Here is a 21,092-nt window from a genome sequence, read left to right as displayed (position 1 = left end):
GGTCGCGTCCCTAACGTCGGGAGAGGAGCGCTGTCAGACAGCGGAAGGACGAATCCGACGAACGGACACGACATGACCCAGCCGTCTTTCAGCACCGCCGGAGCCTCGATCGCGCACGAGGTGGTCGCCCACGTCCACGTCGCGGACGAACCCCCGGTGTCGCTGCCCGCCGAACTGCGGTACGAGCGGTCCGACCCCTACGCCGTGAGCCTCGCGCTCGGGACGATGGCGGCCGAGACCGTCGACTGGGTCTTCGCCCGCAGTTTGCTGTCGGAGGGGACGGTCCGCCCGGCAGGTGCCGGATCCATCCTGGTCACCCCTCGCCGGGGGTGTCCGGGCGACGTGGTGCGGATCGTCGTCCGCTCCCCGGCGGGCTCCGCCGTGATGGACATCGCCGCCCCGGCCGTCACCGCTTTCCTGGAACGGGCCGCCCGGGTGGTGCCCCCGGGCGAGGAGGGACGCCACCTCGACCTCGACCGGCTGGTGACCGAACTCCTCGCCGACGCCGACTGACGGCGACTGACGGCGACCGGGGGCGGCGGAGGCTCCGCCGCGTCGGCGAAGGGCTTCCTCCGGCCCGGTACGGGGACGGTGGGGCGCGCTAGCGTGCTCCACGTGACCACCACCATGGACCTCAACGCCGATCTCGGTGAAGGCTTCGGCCGTTGGACGCTCACCGACGACGACGCACTGCTCTCCTGCGTCACCAGCGCCAACGTCGCCTGCGGCTTCCACGCGGGCGACCCGGCGGTGATGCGCCGCGTCTGCGAGGGTGCGGCGGCCCGGGGCGTGACGATCGGGGCGCAGGTGTCCTACCGGGACCTGGCGGGCTTCGGCCGCCGCTCGATGGATGTCCCGGCGGCCGAGCTCACCGCCGAAATCGCCTACCAGATCGGCGCGTTGCGGGTCTTCGCCGAGGCGGCCGGCTCCCGTGTCGCCTACGTCAAACCGCACGGCGCGCTCTACAACCGCGCGGTCCACGACGACGCGCAGGCGCGTGCCGTGATCGAGGGGGTGCTGCTGGCCGGCGGGGACCTCCCCGTCCTCGGCCTCCCCGGCTCCCGGCTGCTCGCCCACGCCCGCGAGGCCCGACTGCCCGCCATGGAGGAGGCGTTCGCGGACCGCGCGTACACCCCGCAGGGCACTCTGGTGCCACGCGGCGAGGCGGGCGCGGTGGTGGAGGACCCCGACGAGGTCGTACGCCGTGCGGTCCGGATGACGTTGGACCGCACGGTCGCCGCCGCCGACGGCAGCACCGTCCCCGTCGCGGCCCGCTCCCTCTGCCTGCACGGCGACACCCCCGGCGCGGCGGCGCTCGCCCGACGGGTGCGGGCCGCGCTCGAAGAAGCGGGCGTCGACGTCCGGGCGTTCGCGTGAGCGGCACGGAGAGCGTGCGCGGTGCGGGAAGCGCCGGTGGCACGGAGAGCGTGCGCGGTGCGGGAAGCGCCGGTGGCACGGAGAGCGTGCGCGGTGCGGAGCCGGGGGGTGCCCTCTCCGCGCGGGTGCTGCCGGTCGGGCGGGACGCGCTCCTGGTCGAACTCGACTCCGGGGAGGCCGCCGAGGCCTTCCACGCCGAGGTGCTGCGCCGCCGCGACCGGGGCGAGCTGCCGCCGGTCCGCGAGATCGTGCCCGGCGCGCGCACGGTCCTGCTCGACGGGATCGGGGCCGCCGGACCCGACCGGCTCGCGCGTGAGCTGGCCGGATGGACCGTGCGCCCGCTGCGCCGCGCCGACGGCCCCGCCGTGGAGATCCCGGTGGTCTACGACGGCCCGGACCTCGACGAGGTCGCCGCGCTCTGGGGCGTACCGCCCGGGGAGGTGGCCGCCGTGCACTCCGGTACGGCGTTCCGCGTCGCGTTCTGCGGGTTCGCCCCCGGGTTCGGGTACCTCACCGGGCTGCCCGAGCGTCTGCGCGTACCCCGGCGCGCGACCCCGCGCACCCGGGTCCCGGCGGGGGCGCTCGCGCTGGCCGGGCCGTACACCGGGGTCTACCCGCGTGTGTCGCCCGGTGGCTGGCAGCTGATCGGCCGCATGCCGGACCCGGCCCGGCTCTGGGACCCGGCCCGCGACCCGGCGGCGCTGCTGGTCCCGGGGGCACGGGTGCGCTTCGTGCCGGTGGAGACCGGGAGCGCGACCGGGAGCGGGGGCGAGCGGGCGTGAGCGGACTGCTGCGGGTGGTGCGCGCCGGGGCGCTGACCACCGTCCAGGACGCCGGGCGCACCGGCTGGGCGCACCTCGGCGTCCCCCGGGCCGGGGCGCTGGACGCGCCCGCGCACCGGCTCGCCAACCGGCTGGTGGGCAACGACCCCGCCGACGCCGTGCTGGAGACCACCGCCACCGGCTGCGCGGTCCGCCCCGACCGGAGCGTGGTCGCGGTGGTCGGCGGCGCCGTCTGCCGGGTGACGGTCGACGGCCGCCCGGCGGCCTGGGGCGCCCCCGTCCGGGTGCGGGCGGGCGGGGTGCTGGAGGCGGGCCCCGCGCTCAGCGGCGTGCGGAGTTACCTGGCGTTCGCGGGCGGCCTGGAGCCGGACGCGGTGCTGGGCAGCCGCTCCGCCGACCTGCTCTCCGGCCTCGGCCCGCCCCCGCTCCGCGACGGGGACACCCTGCCGCTCGGCGAACCGCCCGCCAACGCCCCGGCGCTCCCGGCCGCCGCACCCTGGGCGGCTGCTCCCGCCGCGCCAGGCGGGCTGGTGCTGCCGGTCCGCCCGGGGCCCAGGCACGCCTGGTTCACGGAGGGCGCCCTGCGGACCCTGACCACGGCCGCGTACCGGGTCTCCGCCGCGAGCAACCGCATCGGGCTGCGCACCGAGGGCCCCGCGCTGGAACGGGCCGGGGGCGCCGACGGGGACAGCGGCGGCGAACTCCCCAGCGAGGGCATGGTGCTCGGCGCGGTCCAGGTCCCGCCGGACGGACGGCCGGTGGTGTTCCTGCACGACCACCCGACGACCGGCGGCTACCCGGTCGTCGGCGTCGTCCCGGCCCACGCGCTCGCCGCGGCGGCCCAGGCCGTCCCGGGAACCCCGCTGCGGTTCGTACGCGTATGAGGCGCGTACGCGTATGAGGCGCGTACGCGTACGAGGCGGTCCAGGCGGTGTCCGGGCTTTTTCCGAGGTCAGGGTCACCCGCAAGGGCCCCGGAGGGCTGCGCCGCCGTGCGATCGACCGTAGGCTGGCCCGGATATTGGCCTAGACCTCTTGACGTCGGTCCCACCGATCCGGTCCCATCCGATCCGGTCCGATCCGAGGGGCGTCATCCCGAGAAGTGGGGACACATGAGCAAGCGCGCACTCCTGGAGGTGATCGCGCTCGACGCCGAGGACGCGGTCGCGGCCCAGGCCGGTGGGGCGGACCGACTCGAACTGGTCACCGACATGGCCGCCGACGGCCTCACCCCGTCCCGGGAGACCTTCGCCGCCATCCGGGCGGCCGTCGACATCCCGCTGCGCGTGATGCTCCGGCAGGAGGACGGCTTCGCCGTGGGTGACGTCGACCGCCTCCTCGGGCGGCTGGGCGAGCTGCGCGAGGCGGGCGCCGACCAGTTCGTCTTCGGCTTCCTGGACCTGGACGGCCACGCCGACCTGGTCACCGTCGAACGGCTCGTCGCCGAACTCGACGGCTGCCCCTGGACGTTCCACCGCGCCATCGACCGGGCCACCGACCGGGGCTCGCTGCGCAAGCAGCTCGCGGACCTGCCCGGACTCGACACCTACCTGACGGCGGGCGCCGCGACCGGGGTCGACGACGGCGTACCGACCCTGGTCGACGAGGCCGCCCGCTCCCGCGAACCCGGGTACGAGCCGCAGATCCTGGTCGGCGGAGGCCTCCGCCTCGAACACCTGCCGAGCCTGCGGGCCGCCGGACTCGACGCCTTCCACATCGGCGGCGCCGCCCGCCCGCACGGCTGGACCGGCCCGGTGGACGAGGCGGCGGTCCGCACCTGGCGCGAGGCCGTCGACGCGTAGCACCCGGTGGGGCGGTGTCCGCGCGGGGACGACCGGCACGGACACCGCGTCCGCCCGCCCGTGGTGGCCCGGCACGGACACCGCGTCCGCGCGGGGGCGCGACCCCCGCACGGACACCGCCGTCCGGCCGTCCCTCAGGCGGCCAGCGCCTCGGGCAGCGGGGCCGCGTGCACGACCGTGAGGCCCGACACCGCACGGGTCAGGGCCACGTACAGGCGGCGCAGCCCGGTGCGCTCGTCGGGCTCGCCGTCGACCACGGCCGCCGGTTCGTCCAGCACCACGTAGTCGTACTCCAGGCCCTTCGCGAGCGAGGCGGGGACCAGCGTCAGCCGCGACGCGGCGCTCGTCTCCTCGCCCGGCGACAGCACGGTGTGCCCGGCCGCCGCCAGCGCCTCGGCCAGCGCGGGGACCCGTGCGTCGGCGGCGATCAGGCCGATCGACCCCTCCTGCTCCAGCGCCTCCTCGCACGCGGCGACCGCCGCCGCGACGAGCTCCCCGGCCTCGCCCACCGCGCGGACCGCCAGCGAACCGGGCGACTCACGGACCGACTCGACCGCCGCGAGGCCGGGCGCGATCGCGGGCAGCAGGCGGGAGGCGTACGCGATCACCTCGCGGGGCACACGGAAGCCCGCCGTCAGCTCCTCCACGTGCGCGTCCCGCTTGCCCAGATGCCCGAGCGCGTCCGCCCAGCTCCGCGTCGACCAGGGCGTCGTGCCCTGCGCGAGGTCGCCCAGCACGGTCGCCGAACCCGTCGAGCAGCGGCGGCCCACCGCCCGGTACTGCATCGGGGAGAGGTCCTGCGCCTCGTCGAGCACCACATGGCCCAGCGAGTGCGTACGCTCCACCAGGTCCCGGGCCTCGTCGATCAGCACCGCGTCCGCCGTCGACCACTTCGCCGACCTCACGCTGCGGGCCGGCTTCGTCCAGACGATCGCCTTCTGCTCGTCCTCGGTGAGCAGCCCTTCCGCGTGCGCGGCCAGGAACTCCGGGTCGGAGAGCAGCCGCAGCACCAGCTTCGCCGGGTCGACGGCGGGCCAGACCGCCTTCACCGCCGCCTTCACGGCGGGCGTACGGGCCACCGCGTTCTGCACCCGGTCGTCCGGCGCCTCCCCGGCCTCCTCCATCCGCACCAGCACCCGGTGCGCGATGCGCTGCGGCAGCGCCTCGTGGGCGGCGCCGTACCGCATGTCGCGAGCGAGCAGCTCCTCGACCAGCTCCGCCACCTCGTACGCCGGGACCCGCCAGCGGCGCGAACCGCGCACCACCACGATCCCCTCGGTGGGCGGGGTGACGTGCGAGCGGATCGCCCGCCGCAGCACCTCGGCCATCCGCGCGTCGCCCTTCACCAGCGCGGCGGACGCCTCGTCGGTGCCGCGCACCTCGACGTCCTTGGTGACCAGGTCCTCCACGGTCGCCTGCTGCACCTCCATCTCGCCGAGGGCGGGCAGCACCTGCTCGATGTAGTGGAGGAAGGACCGGTTCGGCCCGATGACGAGCGTGCCGGTACGGGCGAGCCGGTCCCGGTGCGCGTACAGCAGGTACGCGACACGGTGCAGGCCCACCGCCGTCTTTCCGGTTCCGGGGCCGCCCTGCACGCAGATGGTGCCGCCCAGCTCACTGCGGACGATCTCGTCCTGCTCCGGCTGGATCGTCGCGACGATGTCCCGCATCGGACCGACGCGCGGACGCTCGATCTCCGCCTGGAGCAGCTTGCTGGTGGCACCGGAGCCGGTGGCGTCGGCGGGGGCCGTCAGGTCCTCGTCCTCGTACGCGGTCAGCTCGCCGCCGGTGTAACCGAAGCGGCGGCGGAGCCCCACGTCCTGCGGGTCCAGGCGGGAGGCCTGGTAGAACGACTGCGAGACCGGCGCGCGCCAGTCGATGACCATCGGGTCGCCGTGCGCGTCGTGGACGTGACGGCGGCCGATGTAGAACCGCTCGCCCTCCGCGCCCTCGGCGCGCTCGCCGCCCACCGGGTGCTGGAAGTCGAGGCGGCCGAAGAAGAGCGGGGTGTGCGAGAGGTCGGCGAGCGCCTTGATGCGCTCGTCGATCTGCGCCTGGAGCACGGCGGCGTTCACCCAGTTGGCGGTGACGTCGCGGATGTCGAGGGCCTGGACGTCCTCGCGCATGACGCGCAGGGCCGCCCGGGACGCGGCGAGATGACCTCGCTCGCGAGCGAGCGGATCGGTGGGCGGAACGGTGGGGGTGTCACTTTCTGCGGTGTGCGGCGCGGACACGGGTATGGCCTCCGGCAGTTCGACGCAGGGCGACGGCCGCACGCGCGAAAGGGCGCACGGCCGGGTCCCGGTGGGCGGATCACGAGGGGATACGCGCGAGGGCGCGCGTACCGGCCGCACGCGCGGTGGCGCGCACGGCAGTCGGCCGGTTTCCGTCCGGTCGGCGGCACTCCCCCGGCTGCCGGCGCGCGGAGCCGGTACCACGGTGCGGGAGGGCGGGGCAGACCGGAGATTGTATCCACGCCCCGGGTCCCGGGCGAACCGGATGCGCGCGGGCACCGTTTTGGCCCGTGCGCGGTGGGCTCCTCGCCCGCGGGCAGACGGTTCCTGGCCCGTGCGCGGTGGGCTCCTCGCCCGTACGCGGGTGGCAGGCGCACCCTGGAAGACATGAGCACCGCGATCCTGAACCCCCGCAGGACCGGCCCCGCGCACGGCGCGACCGCGGCCACCGGTCACCCTCGGTCCCACCCCCTCGGCGACGCCCTGCGCGCCGTCCGCGTCTACGTCACCACCGCCTTCGACGTCGCCGTCCGCGGCGAGTACGCCGTCGGCTCCGGCGTCCGCCGAGCCCGTTGAGGATCGGACCGGGCCGGCAGGTACCCGGACGGCCCGGTGAGTAGGGGACGAGAGACCGGTGAGTAGCGCAGGAGCCGCAGGACGAGTACGGGCCCGGAGTTATCCGCTCCGCTTCCGCGATGGGCTGGGCCCATGCCTTCCCGTCACCACCGTCTCCGTCCCGCCGGCCGCACCGCGGCACCCGCCCCGCGCCGCCTCCCCGTCGGCCGCTGGGCCGTCCCCGCCGCCGCCACGGCCCTGCTCCCCAACCTGGCGCCCGTGGTCGGCGGCCTGCTCTGGGTCGCCCTGCTCGCCGGCACCGGCTGCGACGAGGGGTGCGACCCCGCCGTGCGGGCCCCGCTGGGCGTGGTGACCCTCGGCTACTCCCTCAGCCTCACCCTGACCCCGGCCGCGCTCGCGCTCTGCTGGCTGCTGGCGGTCCGCCGCTCCTGGTCCACGGCACGCTGGGCCGCCGCCCGCTGGGCCGCCGCCGGGCTCGCCTACGTACCGCCCGCGATGATCGCGCTGGGCGTCATGCTGCTCTTCGTCCCCCGGCCCTGAGAGAGCCGGGGACACCCGTGGGAATGCCGCGGGCGCCCGTACCCCCGGAGGTACGGGCGCCCGCGGTCCACCGTCAGTTCTCCGTGCTCTCCGCGTTCCCGGTGTTCTCCGTCAGCAGCTCGTCCGCGTCGACGATCCGGTACGCGTACCCCTGCTCGGCCAGGAACCGCTGCCGGTGCGCGGCGAAGTCCTGGTCGATGGTGTCGCGGGCGACCACCGAGTAGAAGCGCGCCTCGTGCCCGTCCGCCTTCGGCCGCAGCACCCGGCCGAGCCGCTGCGCCTCCTCCTGGCGGGAGCCGAACGTCCCCGACACCTGGATGGCGACGGTGGCCTCCGGCAGGTCGATCGAGAAGTTCGCGACCTTCGACACGACCAGCACGTTGATCTCGCCCTGCCGGAACGCCTCGAAGAGCTTCTCGCGCTGCGCGTTCGGCGTCTCACCCTTGATGACCGGCGCGTTCAGGTGCTCGCCCAGCTCGTCGAGCTGGTCGATGTACTGCCCGATGACGAGGGTCTGCTCGCCCGCGTGCTTGCGGACCAGCGCCTCCGTGACCTTCCGCTTGGTGACGGTGGTCGCGCAGAAGCGGTACTTCTCCTCGGGCTCGGCCGTGGCGTACGCGAGCCGCTCGTGGTCGGTGAGGTTGACCCGTACCTCCACGCAGTCGGCGGGCGCGATGTAGCCCTGCGCCTCGATCTCCTTCCACGGGGCGTCGAACCGCTTCGGGCCGATGAGCGAGAACACGTCCGACTCCCGCCCGTCCTCACGGACCAGCGTGGCGGTGAGACCGAGCCGGCGGCGGGCCTGGAGGTCGGCGGTGAACTTGAAGACCGGCGCCGGCAGCAGGTGCACCTCGTCGTAGATCACCAGACCCCAGTCCCGGGAGTCGAAGAGCTCCAGGTGCGGGTAGACGCCCTTGCGGCGCGTGGTGAGCACCTGGTACGTCGCGATGGTGACCGGGCGGATCTCCTTGCGCGTACCGCTGTACTCGCCGATCTCCTCCTCGGTCAGCGAGGTGCGTTTGATCAGCTCGTGCTTCCACTGGCGGGCCGAGACGGTGTTGGTCACCAGGATCAGCGTGGTGGCCTTCGCCTCCGCCATCGCACCGGCTCCGACCAGCGTCTTCCCGGCACCGCAGGGCAGCACGACGACACCGGAACCGCCGTGCCAGAACCCCTCGACCGCCTGCTGCTGGTACGGCCGCAGCGACCAGCCGTCCTGCGCCAGCTCGATCGGGTGCGCCTCGCCGTCGACGTACCCGGCGAGGTCCTCGGCGGGCCAGCCGAGCTTCAGCAGCGTCTGCTTGATCTGCCCGCGCTCCGAGGGGTGCACGGCGACCGTGTCCGGGTCGATCCGCGCCCCGACCAGCGGGGTGATCTTCTTCGACCGCAGCACCTCTTCGAGGACCGGCCGGTCGGTGCTGGTCAGCACGAGACCGTGCACCGGGTGCTTGGACAGGGTGAGACGGCCGTACCGCGCCATCGTCTCGGCGATGTCGACGAGCAGTGCGTGCGGCACGGGGTAGCGGGAGTACTCCACCAGCGCGTCGACGACCTGCTCGGCGTCGTGCCCGGCGGCGCGGGCGTTCCACAGTCCGAGCGGCGTCACGCGGTAGGTGTGGATGTGCTCGGGCGCGCGCTCCAGCTCGGCGAAGGGCGCGATCACCCTGCGGCACGCGTCCGCCAGCTCGTGGTCGACTTCCAGCAGAAGTGTCTTGTCGCTCTGGACGATGAGGGGTCCGGTCACGCGCTGCGGCCCTTTCTCCGGGGTACGGCCGCCCACGCGGCCAAACGTCCAGTGTGCCGCATTCCCGCGCCGCGCGGGGTGGTGGCGGGTGTGAGGTGCGGTGCGCGCGGCCCGGTCCGCGCGTGCGGCGCTCAGGTGCGCTCACGGATGCAGCAACGACCCCAGCGGGTTCCCCGCCGCCTCCGCCGCCGGGCGGGAGACGTACAGCGCGGTGTGGAAGAAGCCTTCGCTCTCCTTGCCGAGCGGGTCCTCGCCCGCCGCGAGGGTCGCGGCGACGGCGTACCGCTGCTCCTGCTCGTCGGTGAATCGGCGTTGCGGGTAGGTCTGCGCGGTGTGCTTCTCGGTGGTCAGGCCGTGCGCGTCCAGGCAGTCGGCGATCGGCCGGTAGCTGCCGGTGCGGAGCACGAACGCGGCCACCCACGCAGGGGCGTCCGCCCCGGCCAGCAGTGGTCCGAAGGTGCGGGGGGAGAGGAAGCTGGCGCCGCCGGTGATGGTGATCAGGCGTACGTCCCGCGCGGCCCGCAGCAGGGCCGGGCTCGGGGGCGCGGTCTCCAGGTTCTCGGCGAAGCCGTCGTCGAGCAGGCCCACGGCCCGGGCGTAGGCGATGGCGCGCGGGGCGGCGTCGAGGCCGAGGACGCGGACCGCGTCGGGGCGCCGGTGGGCGGCGTAGAACTCCCTGTCCCGCTCCGCGAGTTCGGCGGTGGTCAGCGCGGCGGCCTCGTCGGAGGTGTAGTGGGTGTAGAGGTCGCTCAGGGTGAGGTGGTGGTTGAGCAGGGCGGCGTTGATGCCGTACGAGCAGCAGAGGTCCAGCACCGTGGCGGCGGACGGATCGGTTCCGCCGGGGCCGAGGGCGGGGGAGGCGAGCAGGCGGCGAAAGACGCTCTGGGCGTGGTGCGGCGTCTGGTAGCCCCAGGGCCCGAGCCCGCGGAAGAACGCGCGCGGGTCGGGCTGGTCGTAGGTGTCGTCGAACGGGGTCATGGCGTCGGCCGGCCGTGCGGAACTCGCAGAACTCATCAGGCGTCCCCTCCCGAGCGTCCCTGCGGCCCGCGCCTGCGCCCGGCGGGGTCGCCCTCCGCCGGGAACGGTGCGGCCCCGACGTCCTTCGGGCGAGTCAACGCCGGAAGCGGCCACCTGGGAACAGGGCGCTGAGAAAACCGGCCAACCCGACGGCCCCTACTTCTCCGTCGCTTTGTCACCCACGTGGATTCACCGGTGTCGAGGTCGCCTTGGCGCCCGTCACACGCCTCTGATGAGGACGCGCTCACCGCAGAGCTTCGACCAGTCGTCGCGGTCGGAGGTCAGCACGATCGCGGGGCTGGGGGAGCGGAGCGCGAGTGCCGCTACGAGGGCGTCGATGGCGTACTTGTGGCCGTGGAGTCCGCCCGCGTCCCGGAGCAGTGCCACCGCGGTCAGGGAGTCCTCCTGGCTGACCGGTTCCACCCGGAGCCGGGAGAGAAGCCAGTGCAGCCGTGCCATGTCCGTCTTGCCCTGGACGGCCTCGACGATGGTGAGCGCGGACACGATGACGGGCACCCCGGCCTGCCGCGAGGCTTCGATGCGTGCCGCCATCCTGCGGTCGTCACGGAGAAGAAGGGAGAGCGCCTGCGAGTCCAGCACCACGGACCGGGCCGGCTGTTCCTTCACGCGGCGTCCTTGCCGGAGGTCCGTGCGCTCTCTTCCCCGAAGAGCTCCCGCCGGGCGTCCTCGACCTCCTGCTCCGTGAGCGCACCGTGCTCCTCTTCGTGCGAGGCCACGATGTCCGCGAGCCCGTCCATGGCGAGCTGATGCCTGACGGCCTCGGTGATGTACCCGGACAGGCCCCGCCGGCCGGTCCGGGACCGCAACTCGCTGATCAGCTCTGCGGGCATGGACACGGAGATGTTCTCGGTGGTCCCGGCTCGGGTCGGCTTCATGGACCCACTGTACGACAGCCACTATTACAGGGGCGGGTTTCACCGCGTACGCGAAGCGGTCACGGCACGGCCGGGCCGGACCCTACTCCTCCGCCAGCTCCGCGACCCCCGTGATGCGGTGCAGCGGATACGTGCGGACCTCGTCGGCGGTGTGGTCGTACGCGGTGACGAAGCCGCCCTCCACCCGCACCGGGGCGATCACGCGCTGGCTGGCGGCGCCCTCCGCGTTGACGTAGCCGATCCAGAGCGTGGACCCCGTCATGGCGGCGGCCTGGACGGTGGCGAGGGTGTCCGCCGGGGTGGTGCGCGGGAGCGTGCCGGACGGGGCGCCGGCCTCGGCGGCGGGTTCCTTGCGGACGACCGTGGCGGCCGTGTCGCCGGCCCGGATCGCCCGTACCGCCGCGCCGAGCAGCGTGTCGTCCGGTACCGGCGGGCCGTCGGGTACGGGGACAGGGGCGGTGCGCGGCGGGGTGCGGCGGGCACCGGCGCGGGTGATCAGGACGTCGCCCTCGGCGGACTCGGCGGCGGGGGCGTAGCCGAGGTCGCGCAGCCCTTCGAGGAGGGACGCGGGGTCGGTCTGGGAGGCGAGGACGGTCGGCGCGAGGCGGCGGAGCCGCAGGGCGGCGGCGCGCTTGTCGGCCAGGATCTCGTTGAGTACGGACTCGTCGTCGCAGCGTACGTACGAGGACGCGGCGCCGATCCGGAGGTGGCCGTGGCGCCGGGCCACGTCGTCGACGAGGTAGGTCAGCGGCTGCGGGACCGGGGTGCGGCTGTGTGCGGCGAGGAAGGCGTGCAGGTCGGAGGCGCTCTGCCCGGCGTCCAGCGCCCGGCGCACCGAGCCGGGGGTGAAGCGGTAGACCGTCGCGCCGCCCTTGGACTCGACGTCGGCGAGGACGTGCAGGACGTCGGCGAGCGGGCGTTCCAGCGGCCCGGGGGCGACGGCCGTCAGGTCGGCCTGGAGAAGTACGTGGTCGAGCGGTTCCGGCAGCAGCGGGGCGAGCAGGGCCGCGGCGCGGGCGGAGTCCTCCGAGGTGCGCGGGAGCAGGGCGCGGGCCTGGGAGGAGAGCGCGCCCCGGCCGGTGATGCCGAGGAGTTCGGCCTCGTTGACCGTCCACAGCGCGATGCGCGACCGCAGGTCGGCGGTGTCGGCGGAGGCGCCGGACGCACTGGAGCCCGGCCCCTCCGGCCGGGGGTGGATGTCGCCGCGCGAACCGCCGCGCAGGGGGCGTTCCCAGCGCAGCCGGGTGAGCAGGGTCGCGGGGTCCGGTGCGGTGCCGGGCGGCAGCGCGGCGAAGAGGGCGAGCACCCGGCGGCGTACGTCGGGGGCGGCGGAACGGTCCAGTTCGGGACCGAGCGCGGACAGGGCGCGGCCCTTGGCGTCCTGTCCGCCGACGAGTCCGGCGGTGCGGGTGGCGGCCAGCCAGGCGAGCGCGAGGCGCGTCCACCGCCGGGCGGCGGGGAGTTCGAGCCAGTCGTCGTAGGCGGGGGTGGCGCCGTACCGTTCGTCGGTCTCGCCGTCGGCGGCGAGCAGCCCGGCGGCGTAGGCGAGTTCGACCCAGAACGCGGCGACCGGCTCCGTCGTGTCGAGGGCGCTCGCGACCCGCTTCAGCTCGCGCACGCTCAGCCCGCCGGAACGCAGCACGGCCGGGCCGCCGCCGTTCCAGAGCTTCAGCAGGTCCTCGACGGTGGTGAGCGCGAGGAACGCCTGCCCGGCCGCCGCCCTGTCCACAGCCTGGGGATCGCGTTCGGCGACCGGCTCGACGGCCGGGGGCACCGGTTCCGGTACGCGGTGGGCGCGCCCGGCCCGCAGGTGCAGGGCCGCCTCGCGGGGCAGGACGACGGTGCGCGCCGACACCGGGAGCAGCAGCCCCCGGTCGCGCAGCCAGCGGACCGGCGGGGTCGGGTTCGGCGTGATCTCGCCGTACGGCGGTCCCCACACCAGCCGGTCCAGTACCGACAGCGCCTCCACGGGCGCGGAGTCCAGGAGCTCCGCCATGCGCGTGCGGTCGGTGAAGAGGTCGGTCAGCGCGGCCACGGCGGAGACCGGATCGTGGGTCGCGGGGAGCCCGGCGGCCGTCAGGATCTCCTGGAGCCGGCCCGGCGACATCCCGGCGGTGGCCTCGGCGACGGTCGGCCCGAGGCCGGTGGGGGAGGGGTGCTGCGGGGACGGCGCGAGCAGTTCCCGCGCGGTGCGCACCAGGTGCAGCCGCTCGTCCTCGCCCCAGACCAGGGCCTGTTCGCGCAGGGTGCCGAGGGCGCCCGGCAGCGCCGCGGTGATCGCGGCTCCGGCGTCGTCGTGGTGGGCGCCGTCGTCCTGCCCGTCGCCGGTCAGCAGCCGCAGCAGCGTCTCGTACGGGGCCGGGTCGGGGGCCACCGCCAGGGCCTCGGCGGTCTGCAGCGCGAACCGGTCGAGGTGCTCCAGCGCGCGCACCACGGAGGCCCGGGTGCCTGCCCGGGTGGCGAGCTGGGTGATGTCGCCCGGTACCGGCGTGAGCAGGTCGGGACGGGCGCGCAGCAGCCCGGCCAGCGCTTCGTCGCCGCGGGCACGCAGAGCTTCGGCGAGCGTGCGCGGTGGTGTGGTCGTCCCCATCCGTCCCACGGTAGCCCCTGGAACGCTACGGTCGGAGCAGGTCAGCCGGAGGGAACCGAGGGGACGGGCCACGTGGGGATCGAGAGCGACCAGCTCGTCTATGAGTTCTTGAGCCGTGTCGGGGACCTGGCGCAGCGACAACAGCTGTCCTCGGCGGCCCGGATGAGGCTCGTCGGCGAGGTGCGCGAGGAGATCGAGAAGCAGCGCGGGAGGGCGGGGGCGAACTCGCCCGCCGCCGTGCGGAGGATCATCGGGCGCCTCGGCGACCCCGGCGAACTGGTCGCCGCCGCAGCCGAGTCGGCCCCCGGCGGACCCGCCCCGGCCCCACCGTCCGCCCCGCTGCCGCCGCCGCGTCCGCAGGCCTCCGCGCGGGAGGCGGCGTACGGACCCGGTGACACCCCGACAGGTCCGGTGCCCGGGCCGCGGCGTGGCGCGTCGCCGTTCCGGAAGAGCCGGGGCGGTGGCGAGCGGGGTACGGACGTTGCGGGAGGCGCGGGAGATACGGACGGCGCACCCCGCCCGGACGCGGCGCACCGCCCGGACGCGGCGCACCGGCCGGACGCGGCGCACCGGCCGGACGCGGCGCAGCCGGCGCGGGAGCCGTCCGGGCCGCAGGGCCCGTCCGGGCCGTCCGGGGCATCCGGGCCGTCCGGGCCGTCCGGACCGGGCGAGGGCCCGTCCGGGGTGGACTGGGCGGCGGAGACGGGGGACTCCGGCTACTGGCCCGACCCCTCGGCCCCGCACGTGATCGGCCTGGACCGGCTCGGGGACACCGTGGGCGAGCGCGACTGGTGGCGGGTCGAGCCGGGGCCGTTCGGCGAGTTCGGCGACGGGGTGCGGGTTCCGGGGTTCGTCGGCGGGGTGGAGATCCCCGCCCTGCTGAAGCCCCCGCCCCGCCCCCGCGAGGACGACGAGGACGGGGAAGACGGGGAGGACGGCGACCCGGGCGGCCCCGGTGGCACGAAGCGGGCGCCCCGGCCCGGTGACCCCGAGGGCGCGGCGGCGGTGGACGCCCCGGTCGCGCCCGCCCGCCGTCGCCTGCCGCTGCCCCGGATGCGCCGCCGCGCCCCGGCGCCCGCACCCGCCGCGCCTGCCGCCCCGGCCGGGCGCCGGCTCGGGCATCCGCTGCTGCTCGTCGCCGCCGCGCTGCTGGTGGCGGGTGCGGTGATCGGCTCCTGGCCGGCCCTCGCGGGCGGCTGGCTCCTCGCCTACAGCTCCCGGGCGCTCTCCCGGGCCGAGGCGAAGTGGGCCGCCCTCGGGCTGCCCGGGGTGGTCGCGGGCGGTGCGGTGGTGTGGGTCTGGGGCCGGATGCGCGGGCGCTGGGGCGAGCCGATCGCCGAGGGCGCCATGGGCGACGCGCTGACGGGCCTGTGGCCGGTGGTGCTCCGCACGGCGGCGGTGGCCTCGGCGGCGTATCTGGTGTGGCGGGCGCGCCGGATCCGTGGCTGAGAAGCGTGTCCCCGTCCCTTCCGCGCACCCGCGACCGGCCCGCCCCGGCAGTGAGGCCGGGCGGGTCGGCACAATGGACGGCATGGCTTCGCACACGGTTTCGCACACGCTGACGGTCGGCTTCGACCTGGACATGACGCTCATCGACTCCCGGCCCGGCATCAAGGCCGCCTATGTGGCCCTCTCGGCGGAGACCGGTGTGCCCATCGACGCGGATCTGGTCGTCAGCCGGCTGGGGCCGCCGGTCGAGGACGAGCTGGCGAACTGGTTCCCGGCGGACCGGGTCGCCGCGACCGCCGACCAGTACCGGGAGGCCTACCCGCGCCACGCGATCGCCCCCACCACGGCGCTGGCCGGGGCGCGGGCCGCGATCGAGGCGGTGCAGGCGCTCGGCGGCCGGGCGATCGTCGTCACCGCGAAGCACCAGCCGAACGCCGAGCTCCACCTCACCCACCTCGGCCTCACCCCCGACCTGGTGATCGGCAACCTCTGGGCGGAGGGGAAGGGCGAGGCGCTGCTGGCGGAGGGCGCGCAGGTCTACGTCGGCGACCACATCGGCGACGTCCGCGGTGCCAAGGTCGCCGGAGCGGTGTCGGTCGGTGTCACCACGGGCCCGTGCGACGCCGACGAGCTGCGGGCGGCGGGCGCGAACGTGGTCCTCGCCGACCTCACGGCCTTCCCGGACTGGCTCCAGGGGTACGAGGCCGGGCGCACCGCGCTCACCGGCTGAGGTCCGCCGCGGCGCTGTTCACGCCGTTGCCCCGGGGGCTTGTGAGAGGGGTGCGGCGGTCAGGCGGCCCCGTCGTCCCGCCGCCCCGCCTTGCGCTGCAGGGCTTCACGGCGGTCGCGCAGGGCCTTCTGCCGCTTCTGGCTCTCCTTGCGGCGCTCGGCCCGCTCCCGCGCGGCGGGGCTCCTGAGCCTGGTGTGGTCGGGGATCTTGAGCAGACCCCACACCAGGAGGGCGATGATCAGCACGAGGACGATGCCCAGGGCCGTCGCGAACGCGGGCGGCAGGTCGCTCACGTCCTGGACCCGGTACCGGATCGTCGTCATGGCCTTGTCCTCCCCCTCGCCGTCGGGCACGGCGTCGGCGCAGCGTACGCGGAGGAGCGACCGGGCGGGAAGGGCCGCGTGACGCGCGGGGCCGGGAGACGGCGCCCGGTCCGGGGGCCGGGCGCTCCGCCCTACGAGCGGCTCGCCGCCCGCTTCGGCGCGTTCGCCCACACCGAGCGGACGACGCCTGCCGCGGCGATCAGGAAGCCGACCCCCATGAGCATGCAGACCGCGTAGGCGATCGACGGGAAGGGGTCGGTGCCGAGGAACAGTGGGGCCACCGTGACCAGGGTGGCCAGTGCGCCGACGAAGAAGACGATCGCGCCGATCCGGACCAGTCGGTCGCCCGCGCCTGAAGGAGTAGTGCTCACCCCGCAAGGGTAGTTCCCGCTGACAGACATTGGCCCGGCGACGTCTTGTCCCGGGCCCAGGGGCCACTAGCCTGAAGATCGGCGGGTCCTGGCGGCCCGCTCTCCTGCTATCCGGAGCCGTTTCGCGGCTCCCCGCGCATCGACGAGCGACGAGGACGAGGACGAAGTGCCCACCGGCAAAGTCAAGTGGTTCAACAACGAGAAGGGCTTCGGCTTCCTCTCCCGTGACGACGGCGCGGACGTGTTCGTGCACTCGTCGGTCCTGCCCGACGGAGTCGACGGGCTCAAGCCCGGCCAGCGCGTCGAGTTCGGTGTGGTCGCCGGACAACGCGGTGACCAGGCGCTTTCCGTCACGATCCTCGATCCGACGCCGTCCGTCGCGGCGGCCCAGCGCCGCAAGCCGGACGAGCTGGCGTCGATCGTCCAGGACCTGACGACGGTTCTGGAGAACATCACGCCGCTGCTGGAGCGGGGCCGCTACCCGGACAAGGCGTCCGGCACGAAGATCGCCGGCCTGCTCCGCGCGGTCGCCGACCAGCTCGACGTGTAGCCGGACGGACGCCGGGAGGCCACGCACCCGGTACAGCGACGACGGCGGTCCCTTCCCGGGGCCGCCGTCGCCGTACGTCTGGCCGGAAACCGCCGCGAAAGCCGCCTGCGGAAACCGCCGCGGAGACCACCGCGGAAGGCGCCGCGGAGACCGACGCGGCCCCCGGCAACACCGTCGGCGGGTCGCGCCGTCAGCGGGTCACACCGCTGCGGGGAAGGCCAGCGCGTCCGGCGCGAGGGCCGGGACGAGCCCCTCCGCCGCCGCGCGCGTGAGCAGCCCGCGGATCGCCGCGTACCCGTCCTCGCCGAGGTCGGCCGTGAACTCGTTGACGTACAGCCCGATGTGCTGGTCGGCGACGGCCGGGTCCATCTCCTGGGCGTGCTCCAGGACGTAACCGCGGGAGGCCTCCGGGTCGTCCCAGGCCATCTGGACCGAGGTACGGATGGAGTCGGCCAGCGCGTGCAGCGCCTCCGCGCCCAGCGAGCGCTTGGCGATGATGGCGCCCAGCGGGATCGGCAGCCCGGTGGTGGACTCCCAGTGCTGCCCCATGTCGGCGAGGTTGTGCAGCCCGTAGTTCTGGTAGGTGAAGCGGGCCTCGTGGATGACGAGTCCGCCGTCGACCTTGCCGTCGCGGACCGCGGGCATGATCTCGTCGAACGGCATGACGACGATCTCGCCGACCCCGCCCGGCAGGGTCTTTGCCGCCCACAGGCGGAAGAGCAGGTAGGCGGTGGAGCGCTCGCTCGGCACGGCGACCGTCCTGCCGGTCAGGTCGGTGCCCGGCTCGCGGGTGAGGACGAGCGGGCCGCAGCCGCGCCCCAGCGCGCCGCCGCACGGCAACAGGGCGTACTCGTCGAGGACCCACGGCAGCACCGCGTAACTGACCTTCAGCACATCGCCCTCGCCGCGCTCGGCGAGGCCGTTGGTGATGTCGATGTCGGCGAAGGTGACGTCGAGCGGGGTGGCGCCGGGGACCCGGCCGTGCGCCAGCGCCTCGAAGACGAAGGTGTCGTTGGGGCAGGGGGAGAAGGAGATCTTCAGCGCGGCGTCCGTGCCGGTAGCGGCGGCGCCGTCAGTCGTTGCGGTCATGGTGGGTCCAACCTTCCAGTACGGGGATGAGCTTCCCGAAGGCTCCGGTGAGCGCGGCCAGGGCGTCGCCGATGCGCCAGGCGTCCCGGTCGCGGGGGCCGACCGGGTTCGAGACGGCCCGGATCTCCAGCACCGGCACGCCGAGGGCGGTGGCCGCCTCGGCGACCCCGAACCCCTCCATCGCCTCGGCGAGGGCGCCGGGGTGGGCGGCCCGCAGGGCGTCGGCGCGCTCCGCGCTGCCGGTCACGGTGGACACCGTCAGCACGGTCCCGGCCGCCGCGCCGGTGGCGTCGGCGGCCCTCCGTACCAGCGGGCCCGGCGGCTCGTGGAGCACCCGGCCGAAGCCGAGGCCGGTGACGGGGACGAAGCCCTCGGGGGTTTCGGCGCCCAGGTCGGCGGCGGCGATGGAGCTCGCCACCACGAGGGAGCCGACGGGTGCGGCGGGCGCGAAGCCGCCGCCGATCCCGGCCGACACGACGAGGCCGTACGGGCCGGAGGCCAGGGCGAACGCGGTGGCCGCGGCGGCGGCGGCCGGGCCGACCCCGCCCGCCAGCACGTCCAGCGGGCCGGCGCGGTGCAGCTCGGCGCCGGGCACCGTACGCACCTCGGGAACGCCCCCGGACGCGCGTGTGACCGCGTCCCGTTCGGCGGGAACAGCGGTCACGACGAGCACACGCACTTCGAGGACGTCCAGGGTGTCAGAGCGGAACCGACCGGGGTCAGTCGGTCTTCTTCAGCTTGAAGTGCCAGATGCCGATGAGCTTCGAACCGTCGGTCTCGACGACGCTGACCTGGGTCTCGTTGCTCGTCTCGCCGGTCTGGCTGGAGAAGAACGCGCTGCCGGTGATGGACCGGTAGGTCTTCTTGTACGGCTCCTGCTCGGCCTGCTGGCCGTCGATGAAGAGCGTCCAGCCGTTGTCCGCGACCTCCGGGTCGACGCCGAAGCGGACCCGGTCGTCCATCGCGACGTCGATCGACTTGTCGGCCTTCTTGTTCAGGCAGCCCTGGATCAGCGATTCCTTGATGGGATCGCCGTCGTTGTAGCAGGCGGCCTCGGTCGACACCGAGGTCGTGCCGACCGTCACGGTGGCGAGCGGCGTCGGCTTGTCGCAGGCGGACAGGACGAGGAGTCCCGCGGACACGGCACCAAGAGCGACGCCGATTCGACGGCTCTTACCTGAGAAGAACGCAACGGTCATGGGCCGAAGGCTATCGGTCGCTCCGCTTCACGCCACGCGGGGGTGCGGTGAGCCGCGCCGCGCGGAGGTCAGGAGACCCCGTACGGACGTTGCGGCGCCCAGCGCGAGGATTCCGGCGGCCACCGACATGCCCAGTACTCCATTGAGCGGCAGCGCGATTCCGATGCCGCCGCCGACCACCCACGCCATCTGAAGGATCGTCTCCGACCGTGCGAAGGCGGAGGTCCGCACCTCCTCCGGCACATCGCGCTGGATCATCGCGTCCAGCGACAGCTTCGACAGCGCCTGGGTGAAACCGGCGACCGCGCCGAGCACGGCGACGAACACCGTCGAGAAGAACAGCGCGGCCAGCACCGCGGCGCCCAGCGCGATCCCCAGCACCGTCGCGACGATCACCTCCGGGCCGCGCGCCCGGAGCAGCGAGCCCACCGCCGTACCGCAGGCGTTCCCCGCGCCCGCCGCGACGCCGACGATGCCGAGCGAGACGGCGGCGCTCTGCCCGGACAGCGGCTCGTCCCGGAGCAGGAACGCGAGGAAGAAGATGAGGAAGCCGGAGAGCGCGCGGTGCGCCGCGTTGGCCTGGAGGCCGTGCAGTACGGAACCGCCCACCGACCGCAGACCGGGCCGCCGCTCCCGCCGCTCCCGCCGTTCCCGCTTCTCCCCGAATCGGAACCGCCGTCCCCCGGCCGCCGTCCCCCGGCGTCCGGTGCGGGTACGCCCGGTACGGAGCAGGGTCGAGCCGGTGCGGGCGCCCCGGGCGCGGGCGGCGGGGGCGCTCGCACCGGCCGCGCCGTTCTCCTCGGCGAGGCGGGCCCGGCGCTCGCCCTTCGCGGAGTCCACCTTGGGCGGCAGGGTGAAGGCGAGGAAGGTGCCGCCGAGGAAGATCAGACAGGCGCCGACGAGCGGCCACGCCGATCCGGCCATCTGGAGCGCGGCGCCGATCGGGGCCGCGATCCCGGTCGCCAGCAGCCCGGCCAGGGTCACCCGCGAGTTCGCCTTCACCAGTGAGAACCGCGGGGGCAGCAGACGCGGCACGACAGCGCTGCGCACCACGCCGTACGCCTTCGAGCAGACGAGCACCCCCAGCGCCGCCGGGTACAGCTCCAGGCCGCCGGTGGCGACCGCGCCGGACATCGCGATCGCGAGCACCGCGCGGACCAGCATCGCGCCCGCCATCGCGGCCCGGCGGCCGTGCGGCAGCCGGTCGAGGAGCGGGCCGATCACCGGGGCGAGCAGGGTGAACGGCGCCATGGTGATCGCCAGGTAGAGCGCGACGCGGCCCCGGGCCTCGTCGGTCGGGACGGAGAAGAAGACCGTGGAGGCCAGCGCCACGGTGATCATCACATCGCCCGCGCCGTTGACGGCGTGCAGCTCGATCAGCCTGCCGAGCCCGGACTCACCGGCGCCGTGCGCGTGCGTCACCTTGCGGATGGACCGGCCGGTGCCGAAGAAGCCCGAGTGCAGCGCGCGCCGCATCGACCGGCCCGCCCTGCGGAGGGGGCCGGAGACGTCGTGCGACCGGACGGAAGCCACTTCGTCATCCTGCCCCAGCTTCTCTCCGGCGAACCGACGACGGCGCGGGGCGTCCGCCGACCGGGGCGCGGACGGCGGTACGCACGGGCCTCCCCGGGGTGAGCGGACCGGCCTCCAGGGGTGAGCGGTCCGGCCTCCAGAGGTGAGCGGACCGGCCTCCCGGGGGCGGGAGGCCGGCGGGGAGCCGGGGGACGGCCGGGGGAAAGCCGGGAGTTTCCCGGCCGCGGGTCCCGGGGAATCCGCTCCGTCTCGCATCGGTAAGGTCGCGTTTTGGGACGGGCAGGTGGGCGC

The 21,092-nt window shown here is 75.0% G+C and carries 22 protein-coding genes; 10 read left to right on the top strand and 12 right to left on the bottom strand.

Going from position 1 to position 21,092, the window contains the following annotated elements:
* The first annotated feature begins 72 nt into the window (after nucleotides 1–72).
* The 5 genes from ACFWEE_RS02585 (at nucleotide 73) to ACFWEE_RS02565 (ending at nucleotide 3,960) form a co-directional block, all read left to right on the top strand.
* Complete coding sequence (locus ACFWEE_RS02585; protein WP_386885683.1) at nucleotides 73–513, top strand: SsgA family sporulation/cell division regulator; 441 nt, start codon at nucleotides 73–75, stop codon at nucleotides 511–513.
* Between the two features lie 114 nt (nucleotides 514–627).
* Nucleotides 628–1,377 carry a LamB/YcsF family protein gene (locus tag ACFWEE_RS02580; protein ID WP_386885822.1) on the top strand — a complete coding sequence of 250 codons (750 nt, stop codon included), beginning with the start codon at nucleotides 628–630 and terminating at the stop codon, nucleotides 1,375–1,377.
* Between the two features lie 86 nt (nucleotides 1,378–1,463).
* The gene (locus tag ACFWEE_RS02575) at nucleotides 1,464–2,159 is read left to right on the top strand and encodes an allophanate hydrolase subunit 1 (protein ID WP_386885820.1); all 696 of its coding nucleotides are present in this window, start codon (nucleotides 1,464–1,466) and stop codon (nucleotides 2,157–2,159) included.
* Nucleotides 2,156–3,043, top strand: a complete 888-nt coding sequence (locus tag ACFWEE_RS02570) for a biotin-dependent carboxyltransferase family protein (RefSeq protein ID WP_386885681.1) — start codon at nucleotides 2,156–2,158, stop codon at nucleotides 3,041–3,043. Before ACFWEE_RS02575 ends, ACFWEE_RS02570 begins: the two co-directional genes overlap by 4 nt.
* Before the next feature lie 227 nt (nucleotides 3,044–3,270).
* Entirely contained in the window at nucleotides 3,271–3,960 is a 690-nt protein-coding gene (locus ACFWEE_RS02565; RefSeq protein WP_386885679.1) for a copper homeostasis protein CutC, read from the top strand.
* Between the two features lie 134 nt (nucleotides 3,961–4,094).
* Here ACFWEE_RS02565 and ACFWEE_RS02560 read toward each other — a convergent pair whose 3' ends face one another.
* Complete coding sequence (locus ACFWEE_RS02560) at nucleotides 4,095–6,194, bottom strand: HelD family protein (protein WP_386885678.1); 2,100 nt, start codon at nucleotides 6,192–6,194, stop codon at nucleotides 4,095–4,097.
* Nucleotides 6,195–6,581: 387 nt separating this feature from the next.
* On the opposite strand from ACFWEE_RS02560, the gene ACFWEE_RS02555 reads away from it, so the two are divergent.
* Nucleotides 6,582–6,770 (top strand): hypothetical protein, encoded by a 189-nt coding sequence (locus tag ACFWEE_RS02555; protein ID WP_386885676.1) that lies wholly within the window; start codon nucleotides 6,582–6,584, stop codon nucleotides 6,768–6,770.
* Between the two features lie 132 nt (nucleotides 6,771–6,902).
* Nucleotides 6,903–7,310 carry a hypothetical protein gene (locus tag ACFWEE_RS02550; RefSeq protein WP_386885674.1) on the top strand — a complete coding sequence of 136 codons (408 nt, stop codon included), beginning with the start codon at nucleotides 6,903–6,905 and terminating at the stop codon, nucleotides 7,308–7,310.
* A gap of 73 nt (nucleotides 7,311–7,383) precedes the next feature.
* Here ACFWEE_RS02550 and ACFWEE_RS02545 read toward each other — a convergent pair whose 3' ends face one another.
* From ACFWEE_RS02545 to ACFWEE_RS02525, 5 genes are all read right to left on the bottom strand, one after another.
* Nucleotides 7,384–9,054, bottom strand: a complete 1,671-nt coding sequence (locus tag ACFWEE_RS02545) for a DNA repair helicase XPB (protein ID WP_386885673.1) — start codon at nucleotides 9,052–9,054, stop codon at nucleotides 7,384–7,386.
* Between the two features lie 141 nt (nucleotides 9,055–9,195).
* On the bottom strand, nucleotides 9,196–10,068 hold the full coding sequence (locus ACFWEE_RS02540; protein ID WP_386885672.1) for a hypothetical protein: 873 nt from the start codon (nucleotides 10,066–10,068) through the stop codon (nucleotides 9,196–9,198).
* A 222-nt stretch (nucleotides 10,069–10,290) separates the two neighbouring features.
* Nucleotides 10,291–10,698, bottom strand: coding sequence for a PIN domain-containing protein (locus ACFWEE_RS02535; protein WP_386885670.1), 408 nt, complete (start codon nucleotides 10,696–10,698; stop codon nucleotides 10,291–10,293).
* Nucleotides 10,695–10,967 (bottom strand): hypothetical protein, encoded by a 273-nt coding sequence (locus ACFWEE_RS02530; protein WP_386885668.1) that lies wholly within the window; start codon nucleotides 10,965–10,967, stop codon nucleotides 10,695–10,697. The genes ACFWEE_RS02535 and ACFWEE_RS02530 overlap by 4 nt, the downstream gene beginning before the upstream one ends.
* A gap of 82 nt (nucleotides 10,968–11,049) precedes the next feature.
* A complete protein-coding gene (locus tag ACFWEE_RS02525; protein ID WP_386885667.1) occupies nucleotides 11,050–13,557 on the bottom strand; it encodes a helicase C-terminal domain-containing protein in 2,508 nt (835 codons plus the stop codon).
* A 72-nt stretch (nucleotides 13,558–13,629) separates the two neighbouring features.
* On the opposite strand from ACFWEE_RS02525, the gene ACFWEE_RS02520 reads away from it, so the two are divergent.
* On the top strand, nucleotides 13,630–15,006 hold the full coding sequence (locus ACFWEE_RS02520; RefSeq protein ID WP_386885666.1) for a hypothetical protein: 1,377 nt from the start codon (nucleotides 13,630–13,632) through the stop codon (nucleotides 15,004–15,006).
* Nucleotides 15,007–15,079: 73 nt separating this feature from the next.
* Nucleotides 15,080–15,736, top strand: a complete 657-nt coding sequence (locus tag ACFWEE_RS02515; protein ID WP_386885664.1) for an HAD family hydrolase — start codon at nucleotides 15,080–15,082, stop codon at nucleotides 15,734–15,736.
* 59 nt (nucleotides 15,737–15,795) lie between these two features.
* On the opposite strand, the gene ACFWEE_RS02510 is transcribed toward ACFWEE_RS02515, so the two are convergent.
* Nucleotides 15,796–16,059: a hypothetical protein gene (locus tag ACFWEE_RS02510; RefSeq protein WP_386885662.1), complete on the bottom strand. Its 264-nt coding sequence runs from the start codon at nucleotides 16,057–16,059 to the stop codon at nucleotides 15,796–15,798.
* Nucleotides 16,060–16,190: 131 nt separating this feature from the next.
* Nucleotides 16,191–16,430, bottom strand: a complete 240-nt coding sequence (locus tag ACFWEE_RS02505; protein ID WP_327176416.1) for a hypothetical protein — start codon at nucleotides 16,428–16,430, stop codon at nucleotides 16,191–16,193.
* A gap of 166 nt (nucleotides 16,431–16,596) precedes the next feature.
* On the opposite strand from ACFWEE_RS02505, the gene ACFWEE_RS02500 reads away from it, so the two are divergent.
* Nucleotides 16,597–16,980 (top strand): cold-shock protein, encoded by a 384-nt coding sequence (locus ACFWEE_RS02500; protein WP_386885661.1) that lies wholly within the window; start codon nucleotides 16,597–16,599, stop codon nucleotides 16,978–16,980.
* Nucleotides 16,981–17,178: 198 nt separating this feature from the next.
* On the opposite strand, the gene ACFWEE_RS02495 is transcribed toward ACFWEE_RS02500, so the two are convergent.
* The 4 genes from ACFWEE_RS02495 to ACFWEE_RS02480 are packed head-to-tail and all read right to left on the bottom strand — an operon-like array spanning nucleotide 17,179 to nucleotide 20,801.
* Nucleotides 17,179–18,069 carry a 1,4-dihydroxy-6-naphthoate synthase gene (locus ACFWEE_RS02495; RefSeq protein WP_386885660.1) on the bottom strand — a complete coding sequence of 297 codons (891 nt, stop codon included), beginning with the start codon at nucleotides 18,067–18,069 and terminating at the stop codon, nucleotides 17,179–17,181.
* Nucleotides 18,053–18,748, bottom strand: a complete 696-nt coding sequence (locus tag ACFWEE_RS02490; RefSeq protein WP_386885659.1) for a futalosine hydrolase — start codon at nucleotides 18,746–18,748, stop codon at nucleotides 18,053–18,055. Before ACFWEE_RS02490 ends, ACFWEE_RS02495 begins: the two co-directional genes overlap by 17 nt.
* Before the next feature lie 40 nt (nucleotides 18,749–18,788).
* On the bottom strand, nucleotides 18,789–19,268 hold the full coding sequence (locus ACFWEE_RS02485; protein ID WP_386885657.1) for a DUF2771 domain-containing protein: 480 nt from the start codon (nucleotides 19,266–19,268) through the stop codon (nucleotides 18,789–18,791).
* Nucleotides 19,269–19,295: 27 nt separating this feature from the next.
* Nucleotides 19,296–20,801 (bottom strand): MFS transporter, encoded by a 1,506-nt coding sequence (locus tag ACFWEE_RS02480; RefSeq protein WP_386885656.1) that lies wholly within the window; start codon nucleotides 20,799–20,801, stop codon nucleotides 19,296–19,298.
* Nucleotides 20,802–21,092: the final 291 nt, after the last annotated feature.

Source organism: Streptomyces sp. NPDC060184, assembly GCF_042728795.1.
In the GTDB taxonomy this organism is placed as follows: Bacteria; Actinomycetota; Actinomycetes; order Streptomycetales; family Streptomycetaceae; genus Streptomyces.
The sequence above is the reverse complement of the archived record's forward strand: the minus strand, read 5'-3'. Positions and strand labels throughout refer to the sequence as shown.